22 protein-coding genes are annotated in these 21,405 nt (G+C 65.0%); 12 read left to right on the forward strand and 10 right to left on the reverse strand.

Features of this window, described 5'->3' with window-relative positions; genetic code table 11:
• Window positions 1-196: 196 nt before the first annotated feature.
• Window positions 197-958, reverse strand: coding sequence for a hypothetical protein (locus ABIC09_RS03180; RefSeq protein WP_354108373.1), 762 nt, complete (start codon window positions 956-958; stop codon window positions 197-199).
• Window positions 959-972: 14 nt separating this feature from the next.
• The gene (locus tag ABIC09_RS03185) at window positions 973-1,161 is read right to left on the reverse strand and encodes a hypothetical protein (protein WP_148752024.1); all 189 of its coding nucleotides are present in this window, start codon (window positions 1,159-1,161) and stop codon (window positions 973-975) included.
• Between the two features lie 251 nt (window positions 1,162-1,412).
• Between ABIC09_RS03185 and ABIC09_RS03190 the strand changes: the two genes are divergently transcribed.
• The gene (locus ABIC09_RS03190) at window positions 1,413-2,390 is read left to right on the forward strand and encodes a DUF2336 domain-containing protein (RefSeq protein ID WP_354031892.1); all 978 of its coding nucleotides are present in this window, start codon (window positions 1,413-1,415) and stop codon (window positions 2,388-2,390) included.
• A gap of 107 nt (window positions 2,391-2,497) precedes the next feature.
• Here ABIC09_RS03190 and ABIC09_RS03195 read toward each other — a convergent pair whose 3' ends face one another.
• The 3 genes from ABIC09_RS03195 to ABIC09_RS03205 form a co-directional block, all read right to left on the reverse strand.
• Entirely contained in the window at window positions 2,498-2,842 is a 345-nt protein-coding gene (locus ABIC09_RS03195) for a DUF1491 family protein (RefSeq protein ID WP_148752026.1), read from the reverse strand.
• 63 nt (window positions 2,843-2,905) lie between these two features.
• Complete coding sequence (locus tag ABIC09_RS03200; protein ID WP_354108374.1) at window positions 2,906-3,619, reverse strand: peptidoglycan-binding domain-containing protein; 714 nt, start codon at window positions 3,617-3,619, stop codon at window positions 2,906-2,908.
• A complete protein-coding gene (locus tag ABIC09_RS03205; protein WP_354108375.1) occupies window positions 3,612-5,468 on the reverse strand; it encodes a PAS domain-containing sensor histidine kinase in 1,857 nt (618 codons plus the stop codon). Before ABIC09_RS03205 ends, ABIC09_RS03200 begins: the two co-directional genes overlap by 8 nt.
• 411 nt (window positions 5,469-5,879) lie before the next feature.
• On the opposite strand from ABIC09_RS03205, the gene ABIC09_RS03210 reads away from it, so the two are divergent.
• Both ABIC09_RS03210 and ABIC09_RS03215 read left to right on the forward strand, forming a co-directional pair.
• Complete coding sequence (locus tag ABIC09_RS03210) at window positions 5,880-6,314, forward strand: DUF5330 domain-containing protein (protein ID WP_148752029.1); 435 nt, start codon at window positions 5,880-5,882, stop codon at window positions 6,312-6,314.
• A 70-nt stretch (window positions 6,315-6,384) separates the two neighbouring features.
• Window positions 6,385-6,813, forward strand: coding sequence for a SufE family protein (locus ABIC09_RS03215; RefSeq protein WP_354084479.1), 429 nt, complete (start codon window positions 6,385-6,387; stop codon window positions 6,811-6,813).
• A gap of 22 nt (window positions 6,814-6,835) precedes the next feature.
• Here ABIC09_RS03215 and ABIC09_RS03220 read toward each other — a convergent pair whose 3' ends face one another.
• Together ABIC09_RS03220 and ABIC09_RS03225 are read right to left on the reverse strand one after the other, a co-directional pair.
• Window positions 6,836-7,252, reverse strand: coding sequence for a Ros/MucR family transcriptional regulator (locus tag ABIC09_RS03220; protein WP_148752031.1), 417 nt, complete (start codon window positions 7,250-7,252; stop codon window positions 6,836-6,838).
• Between the two features lie 162 nt (window positions 7,253-7,414).
• A complete protein-coding gene (locus ABIC09_RS03225; RefSeq protein ID WP_354108376.1) occupies window positions 7,415-8,290 on the reverse strand; it encodes a DUF308 domain-containing protein in 876 nt (291 codons plus the stop codon).
• Between the two features lie 314 nt (window positions 8,291-8,604).
• On the opposite strand from ABIC09_RS03225, the gene ABIC09_RS03230 reads away from it, so the two are divergent.
• Complete coding sequence (locus ABIC09_RS03230) at window positions 8,605-10,254, forward strand: glycosyltransferase family 39 protein (protein ID WP_354108377.1); 1,650 nt, start codon at window positions 8,605-8,607, stop codon at window positions 10,252-10,254.
• Between the two features lie 133 nt (window positions 10,255-10,387).
• Window positions 10,388-11,167, forward strand: coding sequence for a class II aldolase/adducin family protein (locus ABIC09_RS03235; protein WP_148752034.1), 780 nt, complete (start codon window positions 10,388-10,390; stop codon window positions 11,165-11,167).
• Between the two features lie 202 nt (window positions 11,168-11,369).
• Here ABIC09_RS03235 and ABIC09_RS03240 read toward each other — a convergent pair whose 3' ends face one another.
• The 3 genes from ABIC09_RS03240 to ABIC09_RS03250 all read right to left on the reverse strand — a co-directional run bounded on the left by ABIC09_RS03240 (window position 11,370) and on the right by ABIC09_RS03250 (window position 15,903).
• Window positions 11,370-12,776 carry a M20/M25/M40 family metallo-hydrolase gene (locus tag ABIC09_RS03240; protein WP_354108378.1) on the reverse strand — a complete coding sequence of 469 codons (1,407 nt, stop codon included), beginning with the start codon at window positions 12,774-12,776 and terminating at the stop codon, window positions 11,370-11,372.
• Between the two features lie 25 nt (window positions 12,777-12,801).
• On the reverse strand, window positions 12,802-14,151 hold the full coding sequence (locus tag ABIC09_RS03245; protein ID WP_502917635.1) for a glycosyltransferase family 87 protein: 1,350 nt from the start codon (window positions 14,149-14,151) through the stop codon (window positions 12,802-12,804).
• 129 nt (window positions 14,152-14,280) lie between these two features.
• Window positions 14,281-15,903 carry a helicase HerA-like domain-containing protein gene (locus tag ABIC09_RS03250; RefSeq protein ID WP_354084474.1) on the reverse strand — a complete coding sequence of 541 codons (1,623 nt, stop codon included), beginning with the start codon at window positions 15,901-15,903 and terminating at the stop codon, window positions 14,281-14,283.
• 343 nt (window positions 15,904-16,246) lie between these two features.
• On the opposite strand from ABIC09_RS03250, the gene ABIC09_RS03255 reads away from it, so the two are divergent.
• The 7 genes from ABIC09_RS03255 to ABIC09_RS03285 all read left to right on the forward strand — a co-directional run bounded on the left by ABIC09_RS03255 (window position 16,247) and on the right by ABIC09_RS03285 (window position 21,390).
• Window positions 16,247-16,612 carry a DUF2267 domain-containing protein gene (locus ABIC09_RS03255; protein ID WP_148752038.1) on the forward strand — a complete coding sequence of 122 codons (366 nt, stop codon included), beginning with the start codon at window positions 16,247-16,249 and terminating at the stop codon, window positions 16,610-16,612.
• A gap of 26 nt (window positions 16,613-16,638) precedes the next feature.
• Window positions 16,639-17,046, forward strand: a complete 408-nt coding sequence (locus ABIC09_RS03260) for a DUF4332 domain-containing protein (RefSeq protein WP_354031882.1) — start codon at window positions 16,639-16,641, stop codon at window positions 17,044-17,046.
• A 211-nt stretch (window positions 17,047-17,257) separates the two neighbouring features.
• Window positions 17,258-18,118: a dihydropteroate synthase gene (gene folP, locus ABIC09_RS03265; protein WP_354108380.1), complete on the forward strand. Its 861-nt coding sequence runs from the start codon at window positions 17,258-17,260 to the stop codon at window positions 18,116-18,118.
• Window positions 18,115-18,483: a dihydroneopterin aldolase gene (gene folB, locus ABIC09_RS03270; RefSeq protein WP_027533885.1), complete on the forward strand. Its 369-nt coding sequence runs from the start codon at window positions 18,115-18,117 to the stop codon at window positions 18,481-18,483. Before folP ends, folB begins: the two co-directional genes overlap by 4 nt.
• A gap of 1 nt (window position 18,484) precedes the next feature.
• The gene (gene folK, locus ABIC09_RS03275) at window positions 18,485-18,976 is read left to right on the forward strand and encodes a 2-amino-4-hydroxy-6-hydroxymethyldihydropteridine diphosphokinase (protein WP_354108381.1); all 492 of its coding nucleotides are present in this window, start codon (window positions 18,485-18,487) and stop codon (window positions 18,974-18,976) included.
• Between the two features lie 81 nt (window positions 18,977-19,057).
• Window positions 19,058-20,929 (forward strand): methylmalonyl-CoA mutase family protein, encoded by a 1,872-nt coding sequence (locus ABIC09_RS03280; protein ID WP_354108382.1) that lies wholly within the window; start codon window positions 19,058-19,060, stop codon window positions 20,927-20,929.
• On the forward strand, window positions 20,926-21,390 hold the full coding sequence (locus ABIC09_RS03285; RefSeq protein WP_354084471.1) for a GFA family protein: 465 nt from the start codon (window positions 20,926-20,928) through the stop codon (window positions 21,388-21,390). The genes ABIC09_RS03280 and ABIC09_RS03285 overlap by 4 nt, the downstream gene beginning before the upstream one ends.
• Window positions 21,391-21,405: the final 15 nt, after the last annotated feature.

The raw sequence follows: 21,405 nt of genomic DNA on the forward strand, positions 1-21,405 counted from the left end.
CAATCGGGGCGGTCCGACTATGTGCTGAACGGCGTAGGCGGCGGCCAACACAAGGTCCCGGGGCTCCGTCCTGGTGGCATCTGGACGTGATCCTCGCCGTGGTTGCATGATTTGGCCGCCGTCGCGGCGGCCCGGGATCGCGGCTCGTGCTGATGGGAACGCAACCGGATGCGTCCGTAGGCGCGGCGATCCGCCGTCAGCCCTTCGAGACGACCGCGCGGCCGTAAGCCGGCTGTGCCGCAACCGGCGGATTGGTGGTCTGGGCGGCGAGCTCGCCGATCAGGCGATCGGCATCCGCAGCCATGCCGTCGGGGGCCTGGATCACCAGCCGCTCCAGCGCAAAGCGATAGGACGAGACGCGCTGCTCGAGCGATAGCTGCACCCACTGGATGATCAGCGAGTTCTCCTGCATGCGTTCGACGGCGTCGGCCTTTTCCTGCGGCGAAAGCGCCGAGACCCGCGCCATGGTGGCCTCACGCTTCTTGTCGAGATCGATGACGCGGATGGCACAGCCGAAGAACGGCTCGAAGCGGGTAATGTCGTTGCGCACGTCTTCCATCAACTGCGCATAGCGTGAGGAATGCGAGCGGTGCGGCTCGTCGATCAGCGTGCGGCCATACATGGTGCGGTCGAACACGATCTTCTGCCGCCACGGCGACGGCAGCGCCTTGTAGTCGCCGAACACGCTTTTCCAGGCCGGCCGCGAGAGCGGCGGCTCGATCATGGGATAGGCGAGATCGCGAAGCTGGCGCTCCTCGTCGGTGAGCTGGAATTGCGACGGTTTCAGGCCGAGGCTGGAGGTGACCTCGGTGCCGAGCCAGCGATGCATGTCGTCGCTGCGCATGTCGGCACGGGTGCGGCCGAAATCGCCGCCGCTGCAGGCGGCGAGCGTCGCGCCCACAGATAAGAGCAGGATGGCCGTTACAATGGTGCGGATCTGGCGGATGGATGCCGGCATGGCAAAGGCCGGCCTTAGCGGCGACGACGACGGCGCCCCGGCGCTGTGCCCGCTTCCGGCCCGCGATCGCCGTTGGTTGCGTCCGCATCGCGCTCGATACGGACGACGGGAAGGATCAGAATCGTCCCCATGTCCGCGCGCGGTGTGACGTCCCCCGACGAGCCCACCCGGCGACCGGCCGGAAATTCGATGATGGTCCCCATGTCAGCTCTCTCGATTGCCGCGCGACAGAACGCGACCATGCAACATGGGGGCATTAGGATCAGTTTATGGTTAACGGGATGTAAACATGGCCTCTGGACCGTAACCGCACGGACCGGCCCAGATCGTCCCGCTGCGAGACGAGAACCATTGAAACGGGCGGGTTTGCTTCACGCCTCGTTTTCCTTAACGAGCCTTTAAAGGACCCCCTGATAGGCTGAGGCAACGGTTTTTTCCAAGTTGCGTACCCTCCATGACCAAGTCGCTGTTTCCCGGATTCGACGGGCTGATGACACTCTCCCGCCGCGAGGGCGTCGATGTTCGTCCAACGTTGCTGCGGGTGCTGACCGACCTCTATGTCCAGGCGCCCACCCACAGCGAGGACGAGCAGCGGCAATTCATCGAGCTCGCCACGCGGCTGATCGATCAGGTCGACGACGCGACGCGCGCCGCCGTCAAGGCGCGGCTTGCGATCTATCCGCAGACGCCGGTCCCGGTGCTGCAGAAGCTCGGGCTGGTCGCAGCGCAGGAAGGCCGCCGGGTGCCGCTCGCGCGCGAAATCCCGCGTGCTGCGCCCGTCCCCTCGCCTGCCCGCACGCCGACCGACGCCGAGCAGCGCATGGCCGCCAGCATGGCGATGCAGCCGAAGGAAGCCGCCGAGATCCACGACATGTTCTTCGGCGCCGATGCGAGCCAGCGTGCGCTGATCCTGCACAATCTGGCGCAGACCCCGCTGAAGGCCGCGCCGCGAATTCCAACAGTGCGCGCCAAGCGCGCAATCCAGATCCTGGAGATGGCGGCGATCGCGCGCGACGTCGAGAACTTCACCTTGGAGCTCGGCGACAGCCTGATCCTGCCCTCGCGCGTCGCAGCAGAGATCGTCGACGATGCCGGCGGCGAGGCGCTCGCAATCGCCGCGCGCGCGCTCGACATGCCGAGCCCGAACTTCCAGCGCATCCTCTTGTTCTTCAAGCCGGAGATCGGCAACTCGGTGGATGCGGTCTACCGGCTGTCCCGGCTCTACGACCGCCTCAGCGATCGCGCCGCACTGGTGATGCTCGCCGCGTGGCGCGGCTCGACACTCGCCGTCACGCGCGCCAAATATCAGCCGTCGCTGCACGACAGCGAACGCCAGCGCGCGCGTGGCACGTCCGGCCAGTCGCGGCCGGGCGTGCAGCCCGGCTCGAGCCCGGCGGTGCGCACGGGCAATGGCGGGTCGTCGGAGCGCTGATCACGCCCCACGCTCGTCATTGCGAGCGCCGCAGCGAAGCAATCCAGACTGCCTCCGCCGAAAGATTCTGGATTGCTTCGCTGCGCTCGCAATGACGGTGGCCGAGGTCAGGTCTTCGCCAGCTCCAGGAAATGCCGCCCCGCGCGGTCTTCGGTCTCGACGATCCAGGCATCCGGGTCGAAGCGGAGTTCCTTGGTCAGGCGTTCTTCGACCGACTGCTCCGGCATCGGCTGCGGCGCGGCGGGCACGAAGAAGCGATCGACCGGTCGACCGTCGTCATAAGAGGTCTGCGGCGCCGGCACGTAGAGCATCGCATTGCCGTCGAGCAGCGACACCTTGACGAACACTGCCCCCGCTTCCTCCGCACCACGATGGCGCACGGCGCCGAACACGCCCTCGGTCTGGCACCGGCGCAAGTAGGCTGAGACCCAGATATTCGATTTCAAACGCATGAGCGCACGATAGGCCAGTGCTGCAATCAGCACCAGTCTTCAGGCTTCGCGATACAACGACGACTATTCGACGGGGTGGCCGATTGCGGCGGCAAGCTCGCGCAGCAGGCGGTCCGACACCTGGCCGGTGACGGGCATCTTGTGCTGGCGCTCGAAGGTCTGGATCGCCGACTGGGTCTCGCCGCTCATCGTGCCCGTGATCTTCAAATTCCCGTAGCCGTATTCGGACAGCGCGCGCTGCACGCCGGCGATGCGACGCGACGCCGGGCTTTGCTGCATCGGGACCGGCGCCGGTGGCCGCGCGACGGCCACCGCAGACGGTGCCGGCGTGGGTGTCGTGGCCTTGATGACCAGATTGGTCATGGGATCGCTCGCGCGCGGCGTCGAGGCCGTCGTTTCGGCGGGCTTCTCGGGCGCCTTCTCGGCCGGTTTCGGCTCGACGCGAAACTCGGTCGCTTTGGGCTCGAGCGGCGACGTATCCGCACCGACGGGACGCGGACGCGGCATGGGATTGGACAGCGACATGGACGACGGCGCGGGAAGATTGATCACGGTGCCGAACATCGGCGCCGGATGCCGGCCGGTCTGCAGGAACAGCGCGTTCGCAACGATGGCGCTGATGGTGGCGACGGCGACGAGGCCGGCCAGCGTGTCCTTGGGGCTGTGCAAGAGCACGCGCATCACGAGATTGCGCTCGGTCTCGACATCCACGACAGCCGCCTTGGCGCCACGGCGGCGCGGAGCGGCTTCGTCCTTTGCAGCAGATTTTCTAGGCACTTTTCTTCACCCGAGCAGGTTGGTCCTGAGGTCGGTCTTGGGTCTCCTGGCGCAGCACCGGCGTCAGCGTCGCGATCTTGCTCTCCGCGGGTCTTTTATCAGAAGCCTTTGCTTGCGGCGGCGTATAGACCAGCGGCAGCTTGACCGTGACGGCGGTGCCCTCGCCGAGCCTGCTTTGTACCGTCAATTCGCCGAGATGCAACGCCACGAGGCTCTTCACGATGGAAAGGCCGAGACCGGTGCCCTCGTGACGGCGCTGATAGGTCTTGCCGCATTGGAAGAACGGCGCGCCGACGCGCTTGAGATCGTCGGGCGCGATGCCGACCCCCGTGTCGCTGATGCACAGCGTGAGCTGCGAGGCGGATGCCGCCGCAGACACCGCGACCTGGCCGCCGCGCTCCGTGAACTTGACGGCATTGGCGACGAGATTGAGCACGATCTGCTTGAAGGCGCGCGGATCGCCGGTCATGACGGGCAGATCCTGCGGCGCATCGGTGATGAGATCGACGCCGTTCTCCCGCGCCTTCAGCGCGAGCAGGTTGCAGCAATGCATCAGCGCCGCGCGCGGCGCGAACGGCTCCGACGCAATCTCGAAATTGCCCGATTCCATCTTCGACATGTCGAGGATGCCGTTGACGACCGACAGCAGGTGCTTGCCGGAAGCGTTTATCAGCTCTGCGTATTCCTTGCGCTGGGGGGCGCCCAGCATCAGGGTCTGCTCCTGCGCGATCATCTCGGAGAAGCCGATGATGGCGTTGAGGGGCGTGCGCAGCTCGTGGCTCATGGTGGCGAGGAAGCGCGTCTTGGCGGCGTCGGCGGCTTCCGCCGCGTCGCGGGCCTGATCGAGCGCTTGCTCGGACAGCTTGCGATCGGTGACATCGCGCATCACGCCGACGACTTCAGCCTCGCGCGTGAGATCACGGCCCGGATCCCGATCGAGCGGCCGGCAGCGCATCTCGACCCAGATGAAATCGATCTGGCTGCGCTCCGAACCGGTGGGCTCCCGCCGCAGCCGGAATTCGACGCTGCGCACGTCGCCGCGCGCGGCATCCGAGAGTGCGGTGAGATAGGCCGGGCGATCGGCGACATGGACGCGGTCGAACAGGCCATGGCCGAGCAGTTGCGCGACCGGCATGCCGAGCATGGCCTCCGCGGCCTGTGAGATGAACTGCACCGCGCCGTTGCGCTGATGCCGCGAGATCACGTCGCTCATGTTGCGCGCGAGCAGGCGATAGCGCTCCTCCTCACGCGACAGCAAGGCGACGCTGGTGCGCGCGAGCGATTCGGCGCCGAAGGCGAGGCCGGCGGCATAGAGCGTTGCGGAGGCGACGCCAAACGCCATCATCACGCCGCGCTCGGTAGCACCGGCATGTTCGAGCGGCAGCCAGCCGAGCTGGCCGAGCAGGATCAACAGGCCCGCGCAGGACAGCGCGAGCAACGAGGCAAAGGCCGCGACGCGGCGCGAGGCCGACAGCGCGGCTTCGAGCGGAACCACGACCAGCCAGACCGCGGCGAACGATTCGATGCCGCCGGTCGTGGCGGCGATCGCCATGATCAGGCCGGCGAGCGCAAGCGACGACAGCACGTGGGCGCCTTCATAGCGGCCGGTGCGCGACAGGAACCAGGACAGCAGGATCGGCGCGATCAGCCACGCGAAAGCCGCGACCTCGATCGCGCTCGGCGCGCCACGCAGGACGAGATAGACCGGAAATGCCGCGAAGGCGGCCAGGCTTCCGAGAAGCCGCGGCGCCATGAAGGCCCGATGGCGCGCACGCGTCAGCGCATCGTAACGCGCGGAGGGATGCAGCAGCGCATCGAGACAATCGCGGATGATACTCAAAACTGTCACGGGTCTCGCGCTTCGGCTCAATCGTCCTTGAAGACGTGCCGGAACGCCTCCTTATCGTTGAGCCAACGTGTCAGAGCGACCTTAAACGAGTGCTAAGGCGATCCGGCCTGCGGCCTGACACCGCGTCATCGCGGACATTTTTAAGCGATTTGGCGATGTCATCATCGGGGATGGTGAACACAGGGTTTCGCCGTCCGTTTCATGGTTTCGAATTGGTGGATGCGCCGGTCCGGAACACCACGGGCGCAGGCATCAATCGAAAATTTACGAGACCTGCAACCGCGAAGATTTTTGCGTAAATTTTCTGCGAATTAAGCGGAAGGCAATCACTTGCGATTTATCGAGAGTTGCTAGGTCCGGTGCGTTCTGCGGGAATCGCCGCGGCGGGGATCTAACGTACAGGTTCGCAAGATGCGCTTTCTGCTCCGCATCACATTCTGGCTCGGGCTGGTGCTGGTGCTCCTGCCGCGGGACAAGACGCCCGGATCGGACAAGCTGCCGCAGATCGGCGCTGCCGACGCGGTGCAGGCTGCGACCGCGGCCGTCTCCGACATGACCCAGTTCTGCAAACGCCAGCCAGCGGCCTGCGAGGTCGGCGGACAGGCCGCGACCATCATCGGTCAGCGGGCGCAGGACGGCGCGAAGAAGATCTATCAGATCATCAACGACAAGAAGGAGCAGATCACCAACGAGAAGAATGAGAAAGCCGACAAGAAGGCGGCCGACCACACCGGCTCGATCACGGTCGCCGGTGAAGGCGATGCCGCCGCCACCGAAGCGCCGCGCGACACGCTGACCCAGGACGATCTCGCGCTGGACTGGCGCGGTCCGGAGACGGCGAATTAGGGCCCAAATCCTATCGATTTCGGCAGCGCCCGTCCCTATATTGTCGGGAGGCGGGAACCACGGGCCATCAATGACTGCGATTGACGAGATCAGGGACAATTTCGAGCTCCTCGAAGACTGGGATGACCGTTACCGGTACGTCATCGAGCTCGGCCGCACCCTGGAACCGATGCCCGAGGCGGAACACTCGGCCGAGAACAAGGTGAATGGCTGCGTCAGCCAGGTCTGGCTCCAGAAGCTGGTCGATCGCGGCAATGGCGCGCCGATCCTGAAGTACCGCGGCGACAGCGACGCGCATATCGTGCGCGGGCTGGTGGCGATCGTGCTCGCGCTCTATTCCGGCCGCACGCCGCAGGAGATCCTCGAGACCGATGCGATTTCCGTGTTCAACGAGTTCGGCTTCCGCGACCACCTGACGCCGCAGCGCTCCAACGGCCTGCGCTCGATGGTCGAGCGGATCAAGACCGACGCGAAAGAGGCGCTCGCGGACGCGTCGTGAGTCCTGCGAAATCCGGGCGCCGCTACTTTCCCTTTTTCCGCTGTTGCTGTCCCAGACCCATCTTCTTCGCCAGTTGCGAACGCGCAACCGCGTAGTTCGGCGCGACCATGGGATAATCGGCCGGCAGGCTCCATTTCTCGCGATATTGCTCGGGCGTCAGGTTGTACTGGGTGCGCAGATGGCGCTTCAGCGACTTGAAGCGCTTGCCGTCTTCCAGACACACCAGATAGTCCGGGGCGATCGACTTCTTCAACGAGACGGCAGGCTTTGCCGGCTCGAGCGGCGCTTCGACGCGGCCCGACGACACCCGCGTCAACGCGCCATGCACCTGGCTGATCAGGCTCGGAATCTCGGCGGCCGGCGTCGGGTTGTTGCTGACATAGGCCGAGACGATGTTCGCCGTCAGCTCGATGAAATTTTTAGCCCCAACATCCGACATGGGCTCGACCTCTCCAATCCGATTCCGTCGCGGCTTCATTGGCGGCGGTGAAGTATTCTCTGTCAACAATACCTTTGGCCGAAATACGACGACTGGAGAATGTGAACCGATTACTGATCTCGCGACAGCAGTTGCGAGACTTTACTTGAACCCGGCGAAGCTTCAGCCGCGCTGGTCGAGATGGGCGCGCAGCTCGTCGATCGAGGCGAAGCGCATCATGCCCTCCGGCATCTGCGCTTCGATCGAGCCGTCCGAATAAAGCGAATAGGCCATGCCGTCGACGATACCGGATTTGAGCACCGTGACCGGCGCCTGTTCGGCCGGCGGCGGCTCGGGTGCGGGCGGAGGTGCGGCGGGCTGAGGAGCAGCAGGCTCGAAGGTCGACGCCGGGCGCGGCGGCGATGGGCGACGCGGCGCGGGCGGTTCAGGCGGCCGCGCACGGTCGGCCTTCGGCCAGGCATCGTCGAAGCTCGCGGGCGGGGCCTCAGGCACGGCCGGCTCCGCGGGCTCGGCGTGTGGTTGCGGCGGCGACTCCTCCGTGGCCTTTGCCTCGGCACGCTCGCGCTCCTTGCGCGAGCTCGAGGCGAACATCAGGTTGCGCCGACGCGGCGCCTCCTGAGCTGCGGGCGGGGGCGTAGGCGGCGCTTCCGGCTCGGCCGGAGCCTCGGCCCGCGGTCGCTCGCGCGCCGGTGCTTCGGCCTGCCAAGGCGGCGCAGCGGGCGATGGCTGCGGCTCGACTCGCATCGCCGGAGCCAGCTCGGACGCAGCCGCGCCTGGTGCAGCGAGGCCCGGCGGCAGCACCGGCCGCACGCGAACGTCCGACGGCGCGGCCGTCGCGGCCAGCCGTCGGGCGATGCCTCGCAGCTCCAGCAGCACGATGTAGAGACCGACCAGTAACATTCCGGAGCAGACGCCAATCGTTCCGCTCGTTATGAGCGTGCTGCCGAGGCTGAAATCCCTGATCGAATAGCCAAAAGCGACCGCAAGGAGGCCCGCCGCCACGGCGAAAATCCCTGCGATCAACAAAGCCAAGCTCATCGAACACACCCCCGGCCGCGCATCCACGCGCGGCACCCGTTACGCCACGATACCGTCATACTGCGTTCCTCGCCAACGACCAATTGCCGGCGCCGTTCCTAAAGGGAAGGATATCAGGGACTTATTCACATTCCCTTCAGCAACGGTCCGCTAGCTCTCATGTGCTTCCCGCGTTTCTGGAAATTGCTGCGTCGCATCAGGAATTTAGCCATAATGCCCAATTACTTGGTAATGGAACTGCGCTATAGGGATTCCGGGGAACAGGCCCGCGCGCGCCAGCAGGGCCAAGAGGGGATTCCGGGTCACCAATAGCCATGACATCCATCACGACTTCGGCGATCGACACGCCTCTCGGGCGCTCGGTTGAACGGACTTGCGACGACCTCGCCATGCTGGTGCTGGCTGCCGTCGCCGTCATCGCAGGCCTGACTTTCCGCGATTACGGGCTCGGCTGGGACGACTACACCCATGCCGAATATGCCGACCTGCTGCTGCGCATGTACGGCTCCGGCTTCAGGGACACGTCTGCCCTCTCCTTCGCCAACCTCTATATGTATGGCGGCGGCTTCGACATGGTCGCAGCCCTGCTGCACAAGATTCTCCCGCTCGAGCTGTTCGAGACGCGACGCCTGGTCGGCGCGATCGTCGGCGTGATCGGGCTTGCGGTGACGTGGCGGCTCGGCCGCCGCGTCGCCGGACCGCTTGCCGGTCTTGCCGCACTCTTGCTGCTGGCGCTCTGCCCGATCTTCTACGGCCACATGTTCATGAACCCGAAGGATGCGCCCTTCGCGGTGGCGATGATCATCCTGATGCTCGGCCTGGTCCGGCTTGCCGAGGAATATCCAAAACCCTCGCCGCGCACGATCCTGATCGTCGGCCTCGGTGCCGGCTTGTCGATCGGCTGCCGCATCCTTGGCGGGCTCGCGCTGGTCTATGCGATGGTCGGCTTCATGCCGCTGTTCCTGGAAGAGCTGCGCACCGAGGGCGCGCGCGAGGCGGTCCGCCGTTTCGCCCATGTCGTCTACGTGCTGCTGCCCGGCCTCGCGTTCGGCTACCTCGTGATGGGCCTGATCTGGCCGTGGTCGATCATGGAGCCCGGCAATCCCTTCGAGGCCCTGACCTATTTCTCGCACTTCTTCGAGAAGCCCTGGAAGGAGATGTTCGACGGCGCGATCGTGTCGGTGCCCGACATGCCCTGGTCCTATCTGCCGACGCTGTTCGCGCTGCAGCTTCCCGAAGTGATGCTGGTGCTGACGGCCGGTGCCGTGTTCAGCACCTTCGCGATGCTGCCGCGTCGCGAGGTTCCGGCGCGTCGCAAGACCATCCTGCTGATGCTGACGCTGGCGGCCACCCTGCCGCTCGCGATCGCGATGGTGAAGCGTCCTGCGCTCTACAACGGCATCCGCCATTTCGTCTTCGTGATCCCGCCGATGGCGGTGCTCGGCGGCATTGCCTTCGCCCGGACCATGGAACGCCTGCGCGCCAGCCACCGCGCCTGGCAGCCGGCTATGCTCGCCGTGTTCTGCTTCGGCCTGGCGCTGCCGCTCGCCGAGATGATCCGGCTGCATCCCTATCAATACACCCACTTCAACCACATCGCCGGCACGGTGCGCGCCGCCGACGACCGCTTCATGCTGGACTATTGGGGCCTCGCGCTGAAGCAGGCCTCCGACGAACTGCGCGAGCAGCTGGTCGAGCGCCAGGAGGTGCCGCCGCGCAATCGCAAATGGAAGGTCGCGGTGTGCGGTCCGCAACGCCCCGCCCAGGTCGCGCTCGGCCCCGACTTCACCATCGGCTGGGATTCCAACGCGGCCGATTTCGCCATGACGCTCGGCGAATTCTACTGCAAGGGCCTCACCGCGCCCGTGCTGGTCGAGATCAAGCGCGACGACGTGGTGTTCGCCCGCGTCTACGACATCCGCGGCCGCAGCATTTCCGGCCTGCTGTCGATCCCGGCGCCGTAATAATTTTCTTCGGAAGCCGTAGCCCGCTCCATGCGGACTACGCTGAACTGCCGCGCTTGGCGCGCACCTTGCTGCCAGCCGTTTGCGAGACTAGGCTCCCTCCCCGCAACAACGAGGTTCGGAGAGATTTGCCATGTCACCAGCGGAAGCGCGCCTGAAGGAAGTGCCGTCGAACATGACGGAGGCCGAGTGGCAGCAACGGGTCAATCTCGCCGCCTGCTATCGTCTGGTCTCGCTGTACGGCTGGGACGACCTGGTCGACACCCACATCTCCGCGCGCGTGCCCGGCCCCGACCATCACTTCCTGATCAACCCCTACGGGCTGATGTTCGACGAGATCACGGCCTCGAGCCTGGTCAAGGTCGATCTGCACGGCAACCAGCTCAGCGAGAGCGAATACAGCATCAACCCGGCCGGCTTCACCATCCATTCGGCGATCCACGAGGTGCGAGAAGATGCGATCTGCGTGCTGCATCTCCACACGCTGGACGGCACCGCGGTGTCGAGCAGCGCCGAAGGCCTGCTGCCGCTGAACCAGACCGCGCAGCTCGTCACCCACGACCTCGCCTATCACGACTATGAAGGCATCGCGCTCGATCACGACGAGCGGCCGCGGCTGCAGCAGGACCTCGGCGACCACAACCACATGCTTCTGCGCAACCACGGCACGCTGACCGTCGGCCGCTCGGTCGCTTCCGCCTTCGAGCGCATGTACCACCTCGAGCGCGCCTGCTCGATGCAGGTGCGCACCCGCGCGCTGGGCACGCCGGTCTATCCGGTCGAGGACATCGCGATCGAGAAGAACACCGAGCTGCTCGCCAACCGCGACCGCGCCGAGCTGCGCGCGACGAACCTGGTATGGCCGCCGCTGCTGCGCAAGCTCGACCGCGAGCTCCCGGGCTACCGCTCTTGAGATTTACGGAGTTTGGTGTAGACTAGGCGTCAACACCCTCTACACATTTCGGAATGAAACGCCGCCCAATTCCGGGCGGCGTTTTTATTTGGGCCCGCTGTCATTGCGAGGAGCTCTTGCGACGAAGCAATCCAGACTGTTTCAGCGGAAGGATTCTGGATTGCTTCGCTTCGCTCGCAATGACGAGGAGAGCCTTCGCGCCCTACTTCACCTCCGCGAGCGCCGCGAGGATCCGTGCCCAGGAGCGGATGCCCTTCTGGAAGCTGCGCAGATCGTACTTCTCGTTCGGCGAGTGAATGTTGTCGTCGTCCAGGCCAAAGCCGACGAGCAGCGAATCCAGCCCAAGCGCGCGCTTGAAATCGGCGACGATCGGGATCGAGGCGCCGGAGCCCATCAGCACAGTCTCCTTGCCCCATTCCTCGGTCAGCGCTTGCCTCGCGGCGGCAAGCGGCTTCATGTTCCAGTCGAGCGCCACGGCGGGCGCGGCGGAATGGTCGCCGAACGCAACCTTGCAGTCGCCCGGAATCCGGGCGGTCACGTAGTCGCGGAAGGCCTTGCGGATGGTCTGGGGGTCCTGCCCCTGGACCAGCCGGAACGAGACTTTTGCCGAGGCGTGCGACGGGATCACCGTCTTGGAGCCCTCGCCGATATAGCCGCCCCAGATGCCGTTGACGTCGCAGGTCGGACGCGTGGAGGCCTGCTCGACCATCAGCCGCCCCTTCTCGCCGGCCGGGATCGACAGGCCGATCGGCTTGAGGAACGACTCCGGCGTGAAGTTGAGCTTCTTCCACTGCTCCAGGATCTCCGGCGGCGTGTCCTTCACGCCGTCATAGAAGCCCGGAATGGTGATGCGGTTGTCGCCGTCGAACAAGCCGCCGAGAATTTTGGTCAGCACCCGGATCGGGTTCATCGCCGTGCCGCCGAACACGCCGGAATGCAAGTCGCGGCTGGCGGCGGTGATCTTCACCTCTTCATACAGCAGGCCGCGCAGCGCCGTCGTAATCGCCGGCGTTTCCGGGTCCCACATGCCGGTGTCGCAAACCAGCACGTAATCGGCTTTGAACTCGTCCTTGTTGGCCTCGACGAACGGCACGAAGTTCTTGGAGCCGACCTCCTCCTCGCCTTCGATCAGGAAGGTGATGTCGATCGGCAGCGAGCCCGTGACTTTCTTCCAGGCGCGGCAGGCCTCGACGAACGTCATCACTTGACCCTTGTCGTCCTCGGCGCCGCGCGCGACGATGATCTTGCGGCCGTCGGCATGATCGGCGACGGCGGGCTCGAACGGAGGACGGTGCCAGAGCTCGAGCGGATCGACCGGCTGCACGTCGTAATGGCCGTAGAAGATCACATGCGGCCGTCCGCCCGCCTTGTCGTCCGCCTTGGCCTTGCCGACGACGGCAGGATGGCCGGCGGTCGGCCTCACTTCGGTCGCGACGCCGAGGCTCGCGAGGTCCTTGGCCAGATGCTCGGCCGCCGCCTTGCAATCCCCGGCATAGGCCGGATCTGCGGAAATCGACTTGATCCGCAACAGCGAGAACAGGCGCTCGAGACTGTTATCAAAGTCCTTGTCGATGTGGTCGAGCACGGATTGAAGCTGCGCATTGGCCATGGTCGGATGTCCCACTTTTCTAACCTCAAGATGATTGTGGTTTTAACCCTGCCGCGGCGTCGGAGCTAGCCGCAACCGGCGGATGCCGGATGTGCCAGGCAAGGTTAACTGCGAAAATCGCCGTCGCGATGAGGTTGTTACCCCAGGCCTGGATGACGTTGGGAAACGGCGGCAGCGACAGCAGCATGAGGATGCCGGCAGCGCCAAGCGCGAGCACGGTTCCCAGCCGCACATTCGGCCGCAGGTCGAAGGCGGCCCGATGTATCAGCACCGTCAGCGGCAGGAACAGCCACATGAAGTAATATTGTCGCGCCAGCGGCGAGGCGATCGTCATCAGGCAGAACAGGATGCCGAGCTCCTCGGCGTCCGATCGCGCCGTTCGCCGCGCTTGCCGCGGAATGACCGCGATGAAGCCGAGCCCGAGCAACGCCGATACCGCAAGCACGATCCAGTTCGCCGTCTTGTAGTCGACGTCGATGACATTCATCGTGCGCGCCGGCTTGCCGGGATCGTCCAGATTGTAGTTGATCGGCCTGACCAGCCGGTGCGTCACCGCGATGACGGACTGGTTGACCCACGACCAGTTCTGCTCGTCGCGCTGACCAAAGCCCTTTTCCGAACTCGAGCCGACCATGCCCCGGTACCAGGTGTTGAGCTCGGCGGCGTTGCGCTCGAAGCCGCGGATCGGCGCCGGCACGAGATAGAGCAGGATGCCGATGAAGGCGAGCATGCTGACGACCGCCGCCCATTGCCGGCGCCAGACCAGATAAGGCAGCACGGCGATCGGAAACACCTTGATGGCGGCGGCGAGCGCGAACATGAAGCCCGCGAGCCAGGACCGTCGATGCTGGAGGCTCCAGAAGCCGTAGAGCATCATCACCAGCAGAACGAGGTTCGGCTGACCGAGATCGAACATGTCGAACGCGAAGGAGACGGTGACGACCACCGGCAGTGCTTCGAGCCACGGGCCCGGCTCGCGATCCGAGCCGGTCATGGCATTGGAGAGAATGCTCGTGTACCACCACGCCACCCCATTCAGGATCGACAGCACGATGTAGAGCGGGATCTTGCCGAACCAGCTCGGGATCGCCAGCAGGATCGCCGGCAGCGGCGGATAGATGAACTCGAACGGGTGATCCATTTCGCTGGGATAGAGCGCGCCGCCATGCAGCACCTGCTGCCCGGCCCAGTACCACAGCGCATAGTCCTTGGTTTTGCCATGACCGAAGATCTCCGGACCGAGGACATCCGCAGTCAGGATCAAGCAGCAAAACAAGAAGAGCAGGTCGAGCGGCCTGCGCAGCGAGAGAGTTCGAAGCGCGCCCGGTTTGTCTGATGAATTCGGTGATGTCACATGATGTCCCGTCGGAAACATATAGCACGTAGCAGACCGACGGACGCTTGGAGAGTCCCCCTCACCCGAATTTGTACCTGGCAAAGATGCTCTTTCCCCCGCCACCTGAGTGGCGTTACGGACCACTGGCCTGCAACCGGGGCGTTATGCCTACCTTCGCAGCAATCCACCGAGCGCGCCGCGGACGAGCGCGCGGCCGACCGAGCCGCCCAGCTGGCCGCCGACCGATTTGCCGAGATCGGCCACGACGCCGCCGACCACCTTGCCGGTGACCGTGCGCGTGACATCGCGCGCGATGCGTTGTCCCGTCGTCAGCCGGTTACGTCCGGTGTTGGTGCCGAAGATGGTGCCGACGATCGAGCCGATCTGGCCGAGGATGCCGCCACCGCCTCCGCCCGCCTGGCCATCGGCCGGCGCCGCGGTGCCGGCGATGCGCTTCTGAAGGATCTCATAGGCGGACTCGGAATCGATCGCGGTGTCGTATTTGCCCTTCACCGGGCTCGCATCCATGATCGCCTTGCGCTCCTCCGGGCTGATCGGCCCAATGCGGGCCGATGGGGGACGGATCATCACCCGCTCGACCATCGCCGGCGTGCCGTTGCCTTCGAGGAACGACACCAGCGCCTCGCCCTTGCCGAGCTCCATGATCACCTTGGTGGTGTCGAGCTTCGGGTTGGGCCGGAAGGTCTGGGCCGCGGCGGCGACCGCCTTCTGGTCGCGCGGGGTGAAGGCGCGCAACGCATGCTGCACCCGGTTGCCCATTTGCCCGAGCACGCGGTCGGGCACGTCGATGGGGTTTTGCGTAACGAAATAGACGCCGACCCCCTTGGAGCGGATCAGGCGGACCACCTGCTCGATCTTGTCCATCAGCGCCTTCGGGGCGTCGTTGAACAACAGATGCGCCTCGTCGAAGAAGAACACCAGCTTGGGCTTGGGAAGGTCGCCGGCCTCGGGCAATTCCTCGAACAGCTCCGACAGCATCCACAGCAGGAATGTCGCGTAAAGCCGCGGGCTCTGCATCAGCTTGTCGGCGACGAGGATGTTGACCGTGCCGCGGCCGTCGCGGTCGGTCTTCATGAAGTCCTTCAAGGTCAGCGCCGGCTCGCCGAAGAATTTTGTGGCGCCCTGGTTCTCCAACACCAGGAGCTGGCGCTGGATAGTGCCGATTGTGGCCTTGGTGACGTTGCCAAAACCCTGGGCCGCCTTCCGGATCGGCGCGAGCGGATCATCGTCCGCGTCCGGCTCCTTCTTGCCGCCGTCGGGCACGATGGCGTCCAGCAAAGCCCGCAGATCCTTCATGTCGATCAGAGCAAGACCGTTGTCGTCGGCGACGCGGAAGGCAACGTTGAGCACGCCCTCCTGCACGTCGTTGAGATCGAGCATGCGCGCCAGCAACAGCGGCCCCATCTCGGTGATGGTGGCTCGCACCGGATGGCCCTGCTCACCGAACACATCCCAGAACACCGTCGAGAACTGGTCGGGCTGGAACGTCAACCCCATCTCGGTCGCACGCTTGACGATGAAATCTTTTGCCTCCCCGACCTCGGAGATGCCGGAGAGGTCGCCCTTGATGTCGGCGGCGAACACCGGAACACCGGCCCGCGCAAATCCTTCCGCCATTACCTGCAGCGTGACCGTCTTGCCCGTTCCGGTCGCGCCGGTGACGAGGCCGTGGCGATTGGCGAGCGCCAGCGTCAACCAGGCCTGCTCGTCTCCCTTGCCGACAAATATCTTGCCGTCGGTATCGCCGAGCTTGTTGTCCTGCGCCGTCATTACTCTCTCTATCGTTGGTTTCGCATATTGAAACTCGAACTCACCAGTTCCGTAGTTTAACTCATGTCGCAAGCCGATTGAAACCGTTCAAGGCGGCGCGGACATGCGACATCGTCGGAGACTACGCGCGCGGCATGCGCCAAAAGTCGGAGTGATACATTCGCATCGCGGCAATTTTTCACGGATTCGTTCCCCGGTCTTGCAACGCTGCAACACTTTACGCGCGTTCGAAGATGAATCGCATGTTCGCCTCCGTTCATAGCTTGTATTTCACATCACACCGGCTCAAGATCAGTTTTCGAAATAAATCTCCGGCATGTGAACCGGCTGAGGGGCGGCCCATATGGACGAGCTGATCGGACGGCTGGCGACAAACGCCAGCATAGATAGTGCTGTCGCTGAAAAGACCGTCGGCATTATCCTGGGATTCCTCCGCAGCGAGGGTCCTTCCGACAGCGTGCAGGCCCTGATCGACCAGATCCCTGGCGCAGAAGGCGCGATCGAAGCGTCCACGAGCGGCGGCGGACTGTCGCGGCTGATGGGCGGCGGCCTGATGGCCGTCGGCACGCGCCTGATGGGCCTTGGGCTTGGCATGTCCGACATCCAGACCATTGCCCGTGAACTTTTCCGCTACGGCCGAGACAAAATCGGAGCGGATCAGATGGGCAAGATCATTGCGGGGACGCCGGGCCTCAGCCAGTTCGCCTGAGAGCCACGCTTTTTATATCGAGTATCATGACATATCCGATTTCCGAGATTGAGGGCCTGCCAGCCTTTGCCGCCAACAAGTTGAAGGCGCAGGGAATCCGCACCACCGACGCGCTGCTGGAAGCCGCGAGCACCGCCAAGGGGCGCAAGGCGCTCTCGGCCAAGACCGGCATCAGCGAGCAGCTGCTGCTGGAGTGGGCCAACGTCTCCGACTACATGCGCATTCCCGGCATGGGCCGGGCCAAGGTCGGCCTGGTCCGCGCCGCCGGCGTCACCACGGTGCGCGAGCTCGCCTATCGGAATCCGGTGAGATTGGCGCAGAGCATGCGCGAAGCCAACGATCGGAGGAAGCTCGTCCGCATCCTTCCTTCCGAGAAGTCGGTCGGCGACATCATCGCCAAGGCCAAGAAGCTGTCGCCGAAGATTACGTATTAGCGCGTCTCTCCCGGGCGATGACCTGCAGCGTTAGCTCTCGATGTCATGCCCCGCCTTGTGCGCACTTGCGCACTGGGGCGGGGGATCCAGTACGCCGCGGCTCCTCCGTATCACCGCACCGCCTCGGAATACTGGATTGCCCGCCTTCGCGGGCAATGACAGCTAGGGTGTTGGTCTTGACTCCCCCTCCCCGACCGCTAAAGCGGGCGGCATGAATGCCTCGCCCTCCCCATCCGTCCCGCCGGCCGGCTCGGCCGGGCCTGACGCGCTGCGGACGCTGCTGGAACGGCCTCTGCCAGCGGTGATGGGCGTGCTCAACGTCACCCCGGACTCCTTCTCCGACGGCGGCGACTTCATCGCACCGGACCAGGCGCTGGCACGGGCGCGGGCGATGATCGAGGCCGGCGTCGATATCATCGATATCGGCGCCGAATCCACCCGACCCTACAAGGGCGCCCAGCCGGTGACAGTGGCGGACGAGCTTGCCCGGCTGAGGCCGGTGCTATCGGCAATCGTCGCGCTCGGCGTCCCCGTATCGATCGACAGCATGAAGGCGGAGGTCGTGGCCTTCGCGCTCGACCAGGGCGTGGCCATCGCCAACGACGTCTGGGGATTGCAGCGCGACGCCGGCATGGCGCCGCTGGTCGCCGCAAGAGGCGTCCCCGTCATCGTCATGCACAACCGTGACAGCGTCGATTCCGCCATCGACATCGTCACGGACATGAAGGCGTTCTTCCTGCGCTCGCTCGACATCGCCGCCAAGGCCGGCATCGCACGCGAAAAGATCGTGCTGGATCCCGGCATCGGCTTCGGCAAGACCGCCGAGCAGAGCATGATCGCGCTGGCGCGGCTGCGCGAACTCGACATGTTCGGCCTGCCAGTACTGGTCGGCGCCTCGCGAAAACGCTTCATCGCCTCGGTGTCGCCGTCGGAGCCGAAAGAGCGGCTCGCCGGATCGATCGCCGCGCATCTGATCGCCGCGCAGAAGGGCGCGAAAATCATCCGGACCCATGACGTCGCCGAAACCTTGCAGGCCCTGCGGGTCGCAAACGCAATCGAGAGCAAGCAATGACCGATACGATCTTCGTGACCGGCCTGTCGATCCATGCACGCCATGGCGTGATGGATCACGAAACCGAAGTCGGCCAGCGCTTTGTCATCGACCTCGAGCTCTACACCGACCTGTCGGAGCCCTCGCGCAGTGATCGCCTCGCCGACACCGTCTCCTATGCCGATGTGGTGGCGACCACGACGGCAGCGTTCAAGAACACCAATTACAAGCTGCTGGAGCGTGCGGCGGGTGCAGTCGCCGACGCCATCCTGTCGCACTTCCCGCGCATCCGTGCCGTCAAGATCACCGTGCACAAGCCGCATGCGCCGATCGCCGCGATCTTCGACGACGTCGGCATCATGCTGACCCGCTCGCGGCACCCCTGACATGGCGAGCGTGCTGATCGCACTCGGCGGCAATGTCGGCGACGTCCGCGCGACATTCCGCAAGGCGATCGCCCATATCTGCGGCATGGCGCAAGCCACGGTGATCGCGCGTTCGTCGGACTACACCACGCCGCCCTGGGGCGACGAGGACCAGGATCCTTTCATCAATGCCTGCGTCGAGATCGAGACCGACCTCGATCCGCACGCGCTATTGTTCGTCATGCAGAAAGTCGAGCAGAAGTTCGGCCGCACGCGCGACAAGGATCGGCGCTGGGGTCCGCGCACGCTCGATCTCGACATGATCGCCTATGACGATGTGTCGTTTCAGAAGCCCGACCTGACCCTGCCGCATCCGCGGCTGTTCGAGCGCGCCTTCGTGCTGGTGCCGCTGGCCGAAATCGCGCCCGACCGCGTGATCTCGGGCATCCACGTGCGTGACGGCCTCGCCAGCGTCTCTACGCAAGGTATTGAGCGGCTTCCGGATACCGGTTAACCAAAAACAACCGTTTGCAGGGACGGCCGGCCGTGGCAATTTCGCCTGCGAATAACGAGACGTTTGGGAGCCCTTGGCCGTATGACCTCCGTGACTGACAATCTGCCGCTGGCGGCCGATTTTCCCAAGGCGACGGACGCGGACTGGCGCAAGCTGGTCGACGGCGTGCTCAAGGGCGCGCCGTTCGAGAAGCTGGTCGGCAAGACCTATGACGGCGTGAGGATCGAGCCGCTGTATCCGCGCGCCAAGGACGCTGCGCTGGTGGCAGGACGGCCGGCGGCAGCGCCGTGGCAGATCATGCAGCGGGTTGATCATCCCGACGCGGTGGCCGCGAACGCGCAGGCACTGACCGATCTGGAGAACGGGGCGACAGGGATTTCGCTGGTGTTCGCCGGCAGCAATGGCAGCCACGGTTTCGGCCTGGAACCAACGGCCGATGCGGTCGCGAAAGCACTGAAGGACATTCATCTCGATGCCGGCATCGGCATCGAGCTTCAGGTCGGCCCGCAATCGCGGATGGCGGCGATCCATGTCGCGGAATATGTGAAGAGCAACGGCATCGATCCTGCAGCCTGCGACATCCGCTTCGGGCTCGATCCGCTCGCGGCGTGCGCGGTGTGGGGCCACAGCCCCTACACATGGGAAGAGATCGTTCCCGCCGTCACCAGCGGCATCAAGGGCCTTGCCGCGCTTGGCTTCAAGGGACCGTTTGCTTCCGCCGATGGTCGCGTGATCCATGATGCCGGCGGATCGGAGGTGCAGGAGCTCGCCTTCGTGCTCGCCTGCGGCGCCGCCTATTTGCGCGCGATCGAAGGCGCCGGCGTCCCGCTGGAGCAGGCGCAAGACATGGTCTATGCGCGGCTCTCAGCCGACGCCGACCAGTTCCTGACCATGGCAAAGTTCCGTGCGCTGCGGCTGCTCTGGGCGCGCATCGAGGCCGCGTGCGGGCTTGCGCCAAAGCCGCTGTTCATTGCCGCCGATACGGCGTGGCGCATGCTGACGCAGCGCGACCCCTATGTGAACATGCTGCGCGCGACCATCGCAACGTTTGCCGCAGGGCTCGCCGGCGCCAATGCGATCACGGTGCTGCCACATACGCTCGCGCTTGGACTGCCCGATCCGTTCGCGCGGCGCGTGGCGCGCAATACGCAGCTTCTGCTGCTGGAAGAAAGCAACCTCGCCAAGGTCAGCGATCCCGCAGCAGGTGCAGGCGGCATCGAGACGCTGACGGCGCAGCTCTGCGAGGCCGCCTGGGCGCTGTTCCAGGAGAGCGAGAAAGCGGGTGGCGCCTTTGCCGCGCTTCAGCAGGGCGTGTTCCAGAACAAAGTCGCAGCCGCACGAAAGGCGCGCGATGCCAACATCGCAAAGCGCCGCGAGGTGCTGACCGGCGCCAGCGAGTTTCCGAACTTGCATGAGAGCGAGACGGCGGTGCTGAAGGCGACGCCGGTCGCGCTCGCACCCTATGGCGAACAGAAATACAAGTTCGACGCGCTGCCGCCGATCCGGCTGGCGGAACCGTTCGAGGCGCTGCGCGACAAATCCGACGCGGCGCTGAAGGCACGCGGCGCGCGGCCAAAGGTGTTTTTGGCCAATCTCGGCACGGCCGCCGATTTCACCGCGCGCGCGACCTTTGCCAAAAGCTTCTTCGAAACTGGCGGCATTTTGGCCGTCGACAGCGAGGGCTTCGCCGATCCGGCCAAGCTGGCGGCCGCCTTCAAGGCGTCGGGTGCCGAGCTTGCCTGCCTGTGTTCCCATGACAAGATCTATGCGGACCATGCCGAAGCCGCCGCCAAGGCCCTGCAAACCGCGGGCGCCAAACATATCTATCTGGCAGGCCGACCGGCAGAGGCCGAGGCGGCCCTGCGCAAGGCGGGCGTTACGGGCTTCATCTTTGCCGGCGCCGACGCGCAAGCCATGCTGGGCGACGCCTATCGACGGATGGAACAGGCATGACCGACGCAACCAAGACAGTTCTGAGTGGCGGGTGCCAATGCGGTGCCATCCGCTTCGCGGTCTCGGCGGCACCCGCCAAGATTAGCATTTGTCATTGCCGGATGTGCCAGAAGGCGACGGGCGCGCCATTCGCCTCCTATGCCGACATCGAGAAAACCGACTTTGCCTGGACCAAGGGCACGCCGTCGGCGTTTCAATCCTCCTCGATCGCGATGCGCGATTTCTGCGCTGCCTGCGGCACGCCGCTCAGCTTCCGCCGCATCGATGGCCCGCGCATCGAGATCATGACTGGAACCTTCGACCGCCCGGATCACGTCGTACCGACACGGCAATATGGAACCGAATCCCGGCTCGGCTGGGTCGTCGGTATCGCCAACCTGCCGAGCCAGACCACGCAGCAGAATTACGGACCGGAGAAGATGGCGACCATCGTCGGCCATCAGCATCCGGACCATGATTGAGCGCCCGAAGCGCCC

Origin of the sequence: Bradyrhizobium sp. S3.12.5, assembly GCF_040548225.1 — a bacterium.
In the GTDB taxonomy this organism is placed as follows: domain Bacteria; phylum Pseudomonadota; class Alphaproteobacteria; order Rhizobiales; family Xanthobacteraceae; genus Bradyrhizobium; species Bradyrhizobium cytisi.